The 12,295-nt window shown below is 74.7% G+C and carries 9 protein-coding genes; 1 reads left to right on the top strand and 8 read right to left on the bottom strand.

The features are described 5' to 3' along the window. Positions 1–13: 13 nt before the first annotated feature. Both ABZS51_RS13260 and ABZS51_RS13255 read right to left on the bottom strand, forming a co-directional pair. Positions 14–1,612: an alkaline phosphatase D family protein gene (locus ABZS51_RS13260; protein ID WP_355439574.1), complete on the bottom strand. Its 1,599-nt coding sequence runs from the start codon at positions 1,610–1,612 to the stop codon at positions 14–16. Between the two features lie 215 nt (positions 1,613–1,827). Continuing rightward, complete coding sequence (locus ABZS51_RS13255) at positions 1,828–2,775, bottom strand: hypothetical protein (protein WP_355439571.1); 948 nt, start codon at positions 2,773–2,775, stop codon at positions 1,828–1,830. A gap of 116 nt (positions 2,776–2,891) precedes the next feature. On the opposite strand from ABZS51_RS13255, the gene ABZS51_RS13250 reads away from it, so the two are divergent. Continuing rightward, positions 2,892–3,593, top strand: a complete 702-nt coding sequence (locus ABZS51_RS13250; RefSeq protein WP_355439568.1) for a hemerythrin domain-containing protein — start codon at positions 2,892–2,894, stop codon at positions 3,591–3,593. Here the strand turns inward: ABZS51_RS13250 and ABZS51_RS13245 are convergent. From ABZS51_RS13245 to ABZS51_RS13220, 6 genes are all read right to left on the bottom strand, one after another. Further along, entirely contained in the window at positions 3,578–6,814 is a 3,237-nt protein-coding gene (locus ABZS51_RS13245) for a BTAD domain-containing putative transcriptional regulator (RefSeq protein WP_355439565.1), read from the bottom strand. The two genes, ABZS51_RS13250 and ABZS51_RS13245, sit on opposite strands and share 16 nt — an antisense overlap. Before the next feature lie 91 nt (positions 6,815–6,905). Continuing rightward, positions 6,906–7,412 (bottom strand): hypothetical protein, encoded by a 507-nt coding sequence (locus ABZS51_RS13240; RefSeq protein WP_355439562.1) that lies wholly within the window; start codon positions 7,410–7,412, stop codon positions 6,906–6,908. 128 nt (positions 7,413–7,540) lie between these two features. Further along, positions 7,541–7,735, bottom strand: a complete 195-nt coding sequence (locus ABZS51_RS13235) for a hypothetical protein (protein WP_355439559.1) — start codon at positions 7,733–7,735, stop codon at positions 7,541–7,543. A gap of 78 nt (positions 7,736–7,813) precedes the next feature. Further along, complete coding sequence (locus ABZS51_RS13230) at positions 7,814–10,789, bottom strand: BTAD domain-containing putative transcriptional regulator (protein ID WP_355439556.1); 2,976 nt, start codon at positions 10,787–10,789, stop codon at positions 7,814–7,816. Between the two features lie 45 nt (positions 10,790–10,834). Beyond that, a complete protein-coding gene (lepB, locus tag ABZS51_RS13225) occupies positions 10,835–11,299 on the bottom strand; it encodes a signal peptidase I (protein ID WP_310711662.1) in 465 nt (154 codons plus the stop codon). 36 nt (positions 11,300–11,335) lie between these two features. Beyond that, complete coding sequence (locus tag ABZS51_RS13220; protein WP_355439552.1) at positions 11,336–12,277, bottom strand: LysR family transcriptional regulator; 942 nt, start codon at positions 12,275–12,277, stop codon at positions 11,336–11,338. Positions 12,278–12,295 lie beyond the last annotated feature (18 nt).

Here is a 12,295-nt window from a genome sequence, read left to right as displayed (position 1 = left end):
GTCATCTCCTTCCTCACGCCACGTTCAGGCCGGGCCGGCCGTCGACGGTGACGAAACTGGCCTTGGTCTCCACCGGCGCGCCGGGCCGGTCGATGTAGGGGACCACCCGGTAGTCGGTGCGCCAGGCTTCAGGGGTCACCTCGCAGCTCACGTAGCCGCGCTGGTAGCCGGAGAACCTGATGTGCGGGTTGACCGGGTCGGACCCGCCGGCGGGGACGCCGGTCGAGGCGCTGCCGTTGCCGCCGCTGGTGACGGAGGTGCAGACCAGCTCGACGCCGATGGTGGGGGAGGCGGGGTCGTTGAAGTCGGCCTTGAGCTCGCCGGCGAGGTTGTAGTGGATGTCGCCGGTGAGCACGACCGGGTTGGACACGCCGCGCTCGACGATGCCGTTGAGCACGCGGTCCTTGGCGGCCTTGTAGCCGTCCCACAGGTCCATGCTGAGCTTCTGCGCCGGTCCGGGGTCGAAGTCGAGCTGGCACATGGCGATCTGCTGGGCGAGGACGTTCCACTTGGCGGGCGAGCGGCCGAGGCCGTCGAGCAGCCACTTCTCCTGCTCGTCGCCGAGCATGGTGCGGGAGGGGTCGAGGCGTTCGGCGCAGTCGATCTGCTGCCCGTCGCCGCACACCTGGTCGGATCGGTACTGGCGGGTGTCGAGCACGTTGAACCGGGCCAGCCTGCCGAAGTCGAACCGCCGGTAGAGCCGGCTGTCGGGCCCGTCGGGGAGCTGCGGTAACCGCAGGGGCAGGTTCTCCCAGAAGGCGCGGTAGGCGTTGGCCCTGATCACCAGGAAGTCCTGCTCGGTGACGTTGCCGCCGGGGCCGACGTCGCCGGCGTAGTTGTCGAGCACCTCGTGGTCGTCCCAGGTGACGATCCAGGGGGCCGCGTGGTGGGCCGCCTGCAGGTCCGGGTCGCTCTTGTAGAGGCCGTACTGGATGCGGTAGCGGTCGAGGGTGTCGCACTGGACGCGGAAGGGGTCCGGCACGGGCGTGTTCCGGCGGCCGCCCGTGGGCACGATGCCGTACTCGTAGATGTAGTCGCCGAGGTGGAAGACCACGTCGGGGTTCTCCGCGGCGAGGTGCCGGTAGGCGGTGTAGAAGCCGTCGGGCCACGACGCGCACGACGCGAACGCGATCTTGAGCCGGTCGGCGGTGACGGGCGCGGTCCTGGTGCGGCCGACCGGGCTGATCTCGCCGCCGGTCCTGAACCGGTAGAAGTAGTCGCGTCCCGGTTTGAGCCCGCGCACGTCCACGTGCACGGAGTGGCCGTACTCCGGTGTCGCCCAGGCGTCGCCGTGCCGTACGCGACGCTTGAACTGGTCGTCCTCGGCCACCTCCCAGGAGACGCGAATGCGGGTGTACGGCATGCCGCCGAGCGGTTCGAGCGGGCGGGAGGCGAGGCGGGTCCAGAGCACGACGCCGTCGGGCAGCGGATCTCCCGAGGCGACGCCGAGCTGGAAGGGGTAGTCGGCCGAACGGGAGACGGTGGACTCCGCCGTCCACGGGTCGGCCAGGCGGGTGGTGAACGCCAGCGCGAACGCGGCGCCGGTCATGCCGAGGAAGCCTCGGCGGGAACGGTCGAGAAGGTGGCCGGCGAGCCGCCGATCGTCGTCCATGCGTCTCCCAGGGGGGAGGGCGGGAGAGGGGGTCTCCCACGGGGGGCGGAACGGGAGTCGATCTGCTGCAGCTCCCAATTCTTAGCAAGAGTCATGTGGTTTTAACCAGATCTTGCGTTAACTTCTCGGATGAACTAACAGTGAAAGGTGGGGGCGGGCCCGGTGCCCGCGCGGCCGCCGGGCCCGCTGCGAACCGGCGGCCTGACCCCGCGGCGTCAGCGCGCCTGGAGGCGGACCTTCGGCACCGGCTGGGCGCGGCGGGCGGCCTCGGCCTTCAGCCGGCGCCTGAGCTGCCTGCCGTGGCCGAGAAAGGAACGGGTCCGCAGGCGGCGGTCCTCGGGCAGGCTCCAGTCGGGCAGCGCGCGGTCGATCGCGACGGTCAGCCGGTCGTCGCCAGGGGCGGTGGCGGTGCCGAGCAGCACGACGTTCTCCTGCCACCGCATGCCGGGATCGTGCCGGTGGAAGGTCAGGCACACCGGTCCCGGCCCGACGGTCACACCGGCGGGGAGGCGCAACTCGTACCCGGTCGCGGTGGCGGAGAAGGCACGCGCGGGCACGGTCACGGGCAGGCCGTCGGCCACCGCCGACACGGTCGGCCGGCCCAGGTCGCGGGCCCGGCGGGCGTACGGGCGCCAGTCGGCGGGCGGAGCGGAGCGGCCGGGCAGGCGGGGGCCCGACGGGGCCGGGTCGGAGGCGGGGGCCGTGGTGCCGGGCGGGCAGGTCCAGGTCAGCGGGTCGCGGGTCAGGTCGCCGCCGGGCCACCAGGTGATCCGCTCGGGTGTCACCTCGACGTAGATCCGGGCGAAGTACCAGGTCAGGCACCTGACCAGGAACCGCGGCAGCCCCGAGAAGGCGTCCGGGACCTTGGCCTGGGAGTCGCGGACGTACCGGTCGGTGTTGGCCTGCAGGTCGGCGTCGCGGACCGTGGCCTGGCCCTGCACCAGCACCACCGGGTCACCCTCGAACAGCAGGGCGACGCGCGGATCGCGGCGCGCCCGCTCGGCCTTGTCGGGATAGGTCAGGCCGGTGCTGACGTCGATCGTGCCGCGGGGACCGGTGTACGGGGTGACCGGCCAGGTGATGGGCCGCTCGTCGCGGGTGAGCGAGGTGTAGGCGCACACCATGGAGCTCCGGAACGTCGGGGAGGGGGGCGTGAGCGTCATGACCGCACACGCTGATGACGGGTCCTTGGGCCGCTCTTGGGGCCGAGCCTCCAGAGCCGCCCAAGAGCGGGGAGCCACCATGGCGGCATCCCTCCAGGACGACAAGGAAGACGACCATGCGAACCGCCGCCCACCCGAACGTGCCGCAGATCACGCTTCCCGGCCAGGCCGCCGCCGCGCCCGGGCCGCTCGACATGAGCAACATGTACCTGGCGCACTTCGGCTTCCGCCGCGACCTCGGACACCTGATCACCGCGGTCGGCCGGGTCCGCCTCGACGACCGCCGGCGCGTCACCGCCCTGCGCGAGCACCACGCGTGGGTGCTGTTCGTGCTGCACCACCATCACACCGCCGAGGACGAGACGATCTGGCCGCTGCTGCGGGAGCGGGCGCCGCAGGCGATCGGCACGATCGACGCGCTGGAGGCCGAGCACGCGGCCTGCGACCACTGGATCCGCGAGAGCACCGAGGCCTTCCAGGCGTTCGACGCCGGCCCGTCCGAGCCGGGGCGCGAGCGGCTCATGGTCGCCCTGCGCGCGCTGGCCGACACCCTGGGCGCGCACCTGGCACACGAGGAGATCGACGGGATCCCGCTGATGATGGCCCACATCACGCCGGAGGAGGACGCGGAGACGCACAAGACGATCAGCAAGCAGTACGGCCTCCGCGGGCTGGTCACGCTGCTCGGCTGGATCACCTCCGAGCTGCCGGCCGAGGTCGAGGCCCACCTGCGCAGGACGTCCCCCAAGTCGTTGCTGCTGCTCAGCACCGTGGCCGGCGGTCGCTACCGCAGGCGCGCCGCCTACCTGTGGGGCTGAGCCAGCTCCCGCTCCACGCCCTCGGCGTGCTCGGCGTGCCGCCGCGCCGCCTCGGTGTCGCCCATGGCCTCGGCCAGTTGCGCCAATGACCGGCTGACCGGCCACATCAGCATGCTCAGCCCGGCGATCCCCATCCGGTCGGCGTACGGCGAGGCCGCCGCGTAGAGGTCGGCGCAGGCCCTGCGGTCGCCCAGCGCCGCCCAGACCTCGCAGCGGACGACCAGCCAGAACAGGTAGACGAACGTGCGGGGGATCGGCGGTTGCCGCTCCCACGGCCCGAGCACCCGCCGGGCCTCCTCCAGCCGGCCGCTGACCACCAGGTAGTGGGCGTACCCGTCCAGGTTGAACCGGTCGAGCTGATCGTGGGAGATGTCCTGCGGCGGCTGCACCGCGTCCGCCGCTCCGCGGCGCAGGCGCATGAGCGCGACCTGGTACGTGGCGCCGGCCGTGGTGGTCTCCACTCCCCACATCGAGGTGGTCCGCTGCTCGGCGGCGGTGGCCGCGAGCAGCGACTCGGCCGCCTCCAGGTCGCCGCGGTTGACGAGGACGCCGAGCCGCAGCCAGTTCAGCATGATGCGCAGGTACGGCATGTGCGTACGGCCGATCAGCCGCTCGGCCTCGGCCAGCACGTCCAGGGCCTCCCGCACCCGGCACAGCTCCAGCAGCGTGCCGCCCTGGCAGGTGAGCCCGATCGTGCGCAGCTCGTCGTCGCCCGCCTCCAGCCCGGCGCGGGCCATCTCCTCGCCCGCCCCCAGCCGCGGGAGCACCGAGTCCGGGTCGAGCAGCGCGTAGTAGCGGGCGAACAGCACCCGGCCCAGCAGCGTCGCGTCGTTCTCCTGGCGGGCCAGCCGCACCGCCTCAGCGCTCCACCGGTCCCGCTGCGCGGGGTCCCGCCCCGGCTGGTAGTACGACTGGAGCGCCAGGCAGGCCAGCACCCGGGCCCGGGCGGACGGCTCCAGCCCCTCGTCGGCGGCCAGCTCCGTCAGGTCCGCCATCAGGTCGGCGTCGTGGTCGCCGTAGACCTTCCAGGGTTGCAGGATGCGCCCGCCGTACCCGGTCGCGGCCTCGATCCAGCGCCGCCGGTCGCCCGCCTGCTTGGCCAGGCGGCGGATCCGCGTCAGCTCCGCCTCCTGCCCCAGCGAGTCGCCCGCCCCGAACCTGGCCTCGGCCAGGGCGGACAGCAGGTCCATGCGTTCGGCCTCGCCCAGCTCCGGGTCGTCCTCGGCCACCCGCTCGGCCCGTTCCAGCAGCTCGACGGCCGCGTCGTACGCGCGAAGCCGCTTGGCCTCCTCGGCCGCCCGCCACGCCGCCCGCCAGGCACGGGCGGTGTGGCCCGCGGGGATCGCCTGGAGCCAGTGGTGGGCGGCGGCGGACAGCCGGTCGGAGGACGAGCCGCCGGTTCGCGACTCGATCGCGGCGGCCACGGCGGCGTGCAGCCGGGCCCGGCGCAGTACCGGCACCACCTCGGTGAGCGCCTCCTGGACCAGCGCGTGCACGAACAGGAACCGGCCGGGCCGCCCCTCCGCGACCAGGTGGGCGGCGATGGCCGGCTCCAGCCGGTCCAGCGCCGCGTCCAGGTCGAGCCCGGCGGCCTCGGCCACGATCGCCACGTCGAACTCGCGCCCGGCCACCGCCGCCACCCGTAACAACGCGGCCGACGCCTCGGGCAGCCGGTTGACCCGGCCGAGCACGACGTCCCGCGCGCCCAGCGGCAGCGTGCCGTGGCCCGGCGATCCGGCTTCCAGGTAACGCATCAGCTCCGTGACGAAGAACGGGTTGCCGTTCGTGCGGTCCCTGAGCGCCGACACGTCCGTGCCCGCCGGGGTCAGCTCGGCCAGGTCGGCCGCCGAAAGGCCGGACAGCGGCAGCCGCACCGCCTGCCGGCGCGACAGCGCCTCGAACGCCTCGGCCAGCGCGCCCTCCGGCGGCGGCCAGTCGCGTGCCGTCCCCACCAGGGCCAGCCTGCCGTCCAGCACGTACTCGGCCAGGTAACTCAGCAGCCGCAGCGAGGACCGGTCCGCCCAGTGCAGGTCGTCCAGCACCACCAGCACCGGCCGCCGGCCCGCGGTCAGCGCCCGCGCGGCCGCCTCGTAGGTGCGAAACCGCGCGCCCTCGGGGTCGGTCCCGGTCGCGGAGCCGATTCCGGGCAGGTTGGCGCGCACGTCGGCGGGCAGGGGCGGCAGCGTTTCGGCCAGCCGCTCCAGCACCGTCACCCACGGCCAGAACGCCGGCGCGCCCTCCGTCGCCGCGCACCGTCCCACCGCGACCGTGAAGCCCCGGGCGCGGGCCCGGCTCACCAGCTCCTCGGCCAGTCGCGTCTTGCCGATCCCCGGCTCCCCGGTGACCAGCGAGAACCCCGGCCGGCCCGCCGCCGCCGCTTCCAGCAGCCCGTCCAGCGCGGCCAGCTCCTCCTTCCGGCCCGTGATCCCCTGCCCGGCCACCCGCGGCTCGGGCGGCGGCCGGTGGGGGAGCAGCGCGGGGGACTGTCCGAGGATGTCGCGTTCCAGCTCGCGCAGCTCCTCGCCCGGGTCGATGCCGAGCTCCTCGGCCAGGATCCGGCGCGCCGTGCGCAGCGTTTCCAGGGCCTCGCCCTGGCGGCCGCTCCGGTAGAGCGCCAGCGCCCGCAGCGCCCACAGCCGTTCGCGCAGCGGGTGCTCGTACGTCAGCGCCTCCAGCTCGCCCAGCAGCTCGCCGTGGCGGTCCTGCTGGATGACGGCGCTCACCCGCAGCTCGCGGGCCCGCTCCCGGGCCTCGGTGAGCCGCGCCCGGACAGCGGCCACGTGCGCCTGGTCGTCCAGGTCCTGGTACGGCTCGCCACGCCACAGCGCCTGCGCCGCGGCCGCCAGCCGCTCCGCCTCGGCGGGCTCGGCCGCCTGCTCGGCCTGCCCGACCAGGCGCAGGAAACGCGTGGTGTCCACGTGCTCCTGATCGATGGCCAGCGTGTAGCCCACCGGCCCGAACGTCAGCAGGCTCCGCGCCCTGGCGCGGCGTCCCGGCTCCAGCAGGCGGCGCAGGTTGGACACGTACGAGTGCAGCGACGCCTGCGCCTCGGCCGGCGGCTCCTCGCCCCACAACCGGTCGATCAGCGTGGCCGGGGCCACCGGCCGGCCCTCCGCCAGCACCAGCACGCTCGCCATCGCCCGCAGCTTCAGCGAGCCGATCCGAAGCGACCGCCCGTCGTCGCCGACGATCTCCAGCGGGCCCAGCACGCGGATGTCCACAGCCCTACCACTCTCCTGAAGTGCCCTGATCTTACGACACGAGAGAAGTCGGGGTTGTTCTCAGGTGGGCGCCGCTCCTCGCCCACCATGGTCACCCGCGGTGCGCCAGCGGGGCGAGGCCGGTCAGCTCCGTGTCCGCGGCCACGACCGTGCCGTCGGAGCCGGTGCGCAGGAAGGTCGGGAACGCCTTGACGCCGACCGACTCCGCGATCCGCAGGGCGTCGTCGCCGGTCACGACGCCGGCCACACCGCTCAAGAGATCCAGCAGGTCGCCCGCCTCGGCGGGATCGCCGGTGACGACGGCCAGGGCGCCGCCGTTCTCGTCGCGGGCCGTCTCGGCGAACTCCGGCGCCCGCTCGTGACACGTGTCGCACCCGACGTCGAAGAAGCCCACCAGCCGCGCACCGGCCGCGCCCTCGGGCAGCGCCCGCCCGACCAGCACCGTCGGGTCGTACGCCAGGGGGGTCATCGGCCCGCCGGCCAGGCGCTGCAGCTCGGCGGTGTGCTCGCGCAGCCGCCGGAGCACGCCCATCATGAGCAGCAGGTTCAGCAGGCACAGCACGCCGACGAGCACGACTGCGGCGATCAGGAAAGCCATGGGGTGACCTCACATCAGACGGTGGACAGCTCCATCAGGTCGCCGGCACGCGCGGCGGTGGCGCGCCGGCGGCGGGCCTGGCGCCGGTCCGGCGGCGGAGGCCCGCCGCCGGACCGGTGCGACAAGGCTCAGGCTCCGCAGGTCCTGAACACGTAGCAGGATCCGCAGGCGGTCCTGCCGTTGATGATCGTGCAGAGCTTCCTGAAGTCGGAGCGCTCCCTGCAGTAGCAGTGAACGTAGTACTCGTAGGCGGCCTTCGCGGACGTCTTCGGGACCAGCTTCTCGAGCATGCGGTCGCCGAGCCTGCCCAGGACGTTGGACATGGATCCACGCTCCTTCCGTTGCGATGCGGTCAGGCCAAAAAGCTATTTGGGGGGCATACAGCGACTCATACAGTTGCGCTACAACCGGCCCGTGAGCAGCCGCTCGAGGGCCGGATCGCGGCGCAGCGCGCGGTCCGCGAACAGCTCCCCGGCCCGGCGCGCGTCCGCATCGGCGCGCGGGTCGGCCATCGCCGAGCGGACCCGGGCGAGCTGCCGCGCCCCGGCCGCCTGGCCGTACGCGTCGCCGATCCGCGCGGTCAGCTCCAGGACGCGGACCAGGTCCGCCTCGGCCGCGGCCGGGTCGCCCTGGCGCAGCAGGATCTCGGACCTGGCCAGCAGCGCCTCCCACTCGTCCTCCCGGTTGCCCGTGTCCCGGCAGCGGGCCAGCGCCTCGTCCAGCGTCGCCAGGGCCCTGTCCCGCTGGTCCAGCAGCCCGTACGCGCGGCCGAGCGCCGCCAGCGTGATGCTCTCGCCGTACAGGTCGCCGTCGGCGCGCCGGACGGCGAGGCAGTGCTCGAACCGGTCGGCCGCCTCGGCGTGCCTGCCCAGCCGGAGCAGCACCTCGCCCAGGTCGTGGCCAACCAGCCCGAGGCGGCTGGACCCGCGGGCCTCCAGCAGCCGCAGGCTCGCGGTGATGTGGTCGAGGGCCGCGCCGAGGTCGCCGGTCCTCATGCTCAGCCAGCCCAGGTTGTGCAGGGCCAGGCCCTCGGACTCGCGGTCGTCCACCTCGCGCCAGAGGCCCAGGGCGCGGCTCATGAGGTCGCGCGCCGCCTCCGCCTGGCCGCCCCGCCACTCCAGCAGCCCCAGCGTGACGAGCGTGGCCGCCTCCGTGGCGCGGTCGCCCTCGCGTCGCGCCACGCTGATCGCCAGGCGGGAGAGGGTCTCCAGCTCCCGCCAGTGGCCGCCCTTCATCGCCGCGGACTTGACCAGCGGCATCAGCTCCGTGACGAAGCGCGCGACGTCCGGCTCACCGCGCGCGGCCTGCGCGGCCGCCGCCACCAGGCAGCGCAGCTCCGTGTCCAGCCAGCGCGCGGCCGCGACCGGGCCGGACAGCAGCGGCCCGGGTTCGCGTCCCCCGCCCCTGCGGCGCCCCCCGCCGCCGCGCAGGTGCGGTTGCAGCAGGTCGTGCGTCTGCCGGCAGAGGTCGAGGTACGCGTCGAGGGCGCGGCGCAACGCCCGTGCCCGCTCCCTCGGCGGGTCGTGGGCGGCGGCGAGCTCGGCGGCGAACAGCCGCAGCAGATCGTAGACGCGGAAGCGCCCGTCGCCCACCGGCTCCAGCAGCCGCGCCTCGGCCAGCTCGTCCAGTGCCGCCTCGGCCGCCTTGTGACCCGTGCCGGCCATCGCGGCGACCGGCTCCACGCCCATCTCCGGCACCTCCAGCACGCCGAACAGGCGGAACACGGCCTGGGCGGCGCCCGTCAGCGTGCCGTACCCCACCTCGAAGCAGGAGCGCAGGCTCAGCCCGGCCGCCTGGAGCTCGTCCAGCCTGCCCCGCTGGTCGCGCAGCCGCTCGCCGAAGCGCGCGAACGACCAGTCGGGCCGCGCCGCCAGGCGGGCGCCGGCGATGCGCAACGCCAGCGGGTGCCCGCCGCACCAGCGGGCGATCTCGGCCGCCGCCTCCGGCTCGGCCGCCAGGCGCGCCTCCCCGGCCAGCGCGGCCAGCATCCGCACGCAGTCGGCCTCGCCGAGCAGCCCGACGGCCACGGGTACGGCGTCCACGGTCGTCAGCGCCGCCCGGCTGGTGACCAGGACCGCGCAGCCGCCTCCCGCCGGCAGCAGCGGCGCCACCTGGGCCGCCCCCACGGCGTTGTCGAGCACGACCAGGACCCGCCGGCCCGCCAGCGACGACTGGTAGAGCGCCGCCGCCTCGGCCGGGGCGGCCGGGACCCCGTCCGGAGCCACCCCGAGAGCGCGCAGGAACCGGCCCAGCGCCTCGGCCGGGCTCAGCGCCGGCAGCCCGGGGGAAGAGCCCTGGAGGTCGACGTAGAGCTGGCCGTCGGGGTAGTGGTCGGCGACGGCGTGGGCGGCGCGCAGCGCGAGCGCCGACTTGCCGACCCCGCCGGGGCCGTGCAGCGCCAGCACCGCCGGGCCGGCGCCGGACTCGGGGGCGGCGGTCAGCACGGTTCGCAGGCGGGCCAGCTCCGCCGTACGGCCGACGAACACCTTGGGCGCGAGGGGAAGCTGGCGCGGCCCGAAACCGCCCGCGCACCGGGCCTGGACGCATCCGGGGCCCGCCGCCGGCTGGAGCGGGCCGGGGAGGAGCGGGCCGGGGGCAGCAGGGGAGGGCTCGGGAGGAGCGGGCGTGGCGGGCGGGGGAGGCGCCAGGAGGCTCGCGTCGCGGCGCAGCACAGCCTGGTGCAGGCGCAGCAGGTCCGGGCCCGGGTCGATGCCCAGCTCCTCGGCGAGCACCCGGCGGGCCACCGCGAACGCCTCCAGCGCCCCCACCATGTCGCCGCTGCGGTACAACGCCACCATGAGCTGCCCGTGGAGCCGCTCGCGCAGCGGGTACTGGGCGACGACCTCGCGCAGCCGTCCGACCGCCGCCGGGTACCGGCCGAGGGCGAGCTGGATCTCGGTGTGCTCCTCCACCACCCCCAGGTAGCGGTCGGTGAGGCGGGCGACGACCTCCCGCAGGGTCGGCCCGAGCGGCACGTCCTCGGCCGCCATCCCCTCCCACAGGGACAGGGCCCGGCTGTAGGCGTCCAGCGCCGCCCCCAGGTCGCGCCGGGCCAGCGCCCGGCCGCCGTGCCCGGACAGCTCCTCGAACTGGAACAGGTCGAACTCCCCCGGCCCCACCCGCAGCAGGTAGCCGGCCTCGGAGGTGACCAGCCGCTCGGCCGCCGGGTCGGCGGAGGGCGGCAGCAGCTTGCGCAGCTGCGTGAGGTACGTGCGCAGGTTCGCCACGGCCGAGCGGGGCGGACGGTCGTCCCAGACCTCCGTCACCAGCGACCGGATCGGGACGACGTGACCGGCCCGCGCCAGCAGCATGGCGAGCACGGTGCGTTGCTTGGGCGCCGTGATCCTGACGGCCGAGCCGCCGGCCTGGATCCGCATCGGGCCAAGAAGTCGGAACTCCACAGGCGTGCCCTCCGCTCCGCTCTAGAGAGAGCTCCCGCCCAGCCGGCGCAGCGCGACCCCGAGCAGGCTGCCGGCGTGGAAGAAGCCGCGCTGCCGGGAGTCGACGCTCTGGGGGCCGTTGTCGCCGAGGACCACGAGCGCGCCCGCGGGCACCCGCTCCTCGGCGTCGCCGCCGGGTACGCCGGGTGGCACGGGGTCGCCGGGCAAGGCCACGGCGCGCTTGATGTTCCAGCGCCGTCCGTCCGCCCCCGGCGGGCCGGGCAGGATCCGCCCGGCGGGATCCGGCGGCGGCTCCAGCACGACGACGTCGCCTCGGGACACCTGGTCGATCGTCCGCCGCCGTACCAGGACGCGGTCGCCGTCGTCGAGCGTCGGGGCCATGCTGGGCCCCTCGACGGTGACCACCACGTAACGCCGGCGGGCCAGGAGGGCTCCCACGACCGCCACGGCAACACCGGCGAGCAATCCGCCGTTGATCAGCTTCATCGCGCTCTTCCCCGGTCGAGCCAGAATCGATCTTTGTCAGGAACGATCTCCGTTGGTGCGCGACGCTGTCAACCGCTGAAGGGGGGACCTCGTCCGGGCCGGGCCGGAGCCCGAGGTCAGATGCGCCAGGAGCGCGCCCGCGGCCGGGTTGGCGGGGGCGGGGGAGCGGCCTGCCAGCACCACGGTCCTCGGCGGGTCGGGCTGGCGGATGCGCACGCTCGGCAGGCCGGCCCACTCGGCCACCTGCCGCGGGACGATGGCCACGCCGATGCCGGCCCGTACCAGGTCAGCCAGCAGCCGTATCTGGGTGACCTCGCAGGTGATGCGGCGGTGCAGGCCGCATCCGGCGGCCAGGCGGTGCACGCTGGTCTCCAGCCCGGTGCCGGCGCGGAAGTCCACGAACGGCTCGGCGACCAGGTCCGAGAGCAGGGTGCGTCCGGCGCCCGCCAGCCGGTGCTCGGGCGAGGTCATGAGCACCAGCTCCTCCTGCCAGGAGGCGAATCCGGTCAGCCCGCCGGGCAGGGCGGAGTCGTCCAGGGCGAGGTAGGCCAGGTCGATCTCGCGGGCCAGGAGGGCGTCCAGCAGGCCCGCGGTGGTGGCGTCGATGACGGAGATCTGGATGCCGGGCCAGACGCGGTGGAAGGCGGCCAGCTCGGCGGGCAGGTCGACGCTGGTGAGCGTCTGGATGGTGCCGATGGCCACCCGCCCGGAGGTCAGGCCGGTCACCGCCGAGACCGCCTCGCGCGCCGACGCCTCCTCGGCCAGCAGCGCCCGCGCGGCCGGCAGGAAGGCCGCGCCCGCCGGGGTGAGCACGGGGCGGCGCCCGGTCCGTTCGAACAGCTCTGCGCCCAGCTCGCGCTCCAGCTTGCGGATGGAGGCGCTGAGCGCGGACTGGACGATCACCTCGGCCCGCGCGGCGGCGGTGAAGCTGCCGTGCGTGGTGACGGCGACGAAATGACGGACCTGGCGGATCTCCACCCATCTACGATAGCGATG

Source organism: Nonomuraea sp. NPDC005501 (assembly GCF_040605905.1).
Classification (GTDB): domain Bacteria; phylum Actinomycetota; class Actinomycetes; order Streptosporangiales; family Streptosporangiaceae; genus Nonomuraea.
This window is presented reverse-complemented; position numbering and strand designations above follow the sequence as displayed.

Coding starts and splice junctions, on each gene's coding strand:
- lepB (WP_310711662.1), bottom strand. CDS start 11,299: ATGAAGCTGATCAACGGCGGATTGCTCGCCGGTGTTGCCGTGGCGGTC.
- ABZS51_RS13235 (WP_355439559.1), bottom strand. CDS start 7,735: ATGTCCAACGTCCTGGGCAGGCTCGGCGACCGCATGCTCGAGAAGCTG.
- ABZS51_RS13260 (WP_355439574.1), bottom strand. CDS start 1,612: ATGGACGACGATCGGCGGCTCGCCGGCCACCTTCTCGACCGTTCCCGC.
- ABZS51_RS13250 (WP_355439568.1), top strand. CDS start 2,892: ATGCGAACCGCCGCCCACCCGAACGTGCCGCAGATCACGCTTCCCGGC.
- ABZS51_RS13255 (WP_355439571.1), bottom strand. CDS start 2,775: ATGACGCTCACGCCCCCCTCCCCGACGTTCCGGAGCTCCATGGTGTGC.
- ABZS51_RS13240 (WP_355439562.1), bottom strand. CDS start 7,412: ATGGCTTTCCTGATCGCCGCAGTCGTGCTCGTCGGCGTGCTGTGCCTG.
- ABZS51_RS13230 (WP_355439556.1), bottom strand. CDS start 10,789: ATGCGGATCCAGGCCGGCGGCTCGGCCGTCAGGATCACGGCGCCCAAG.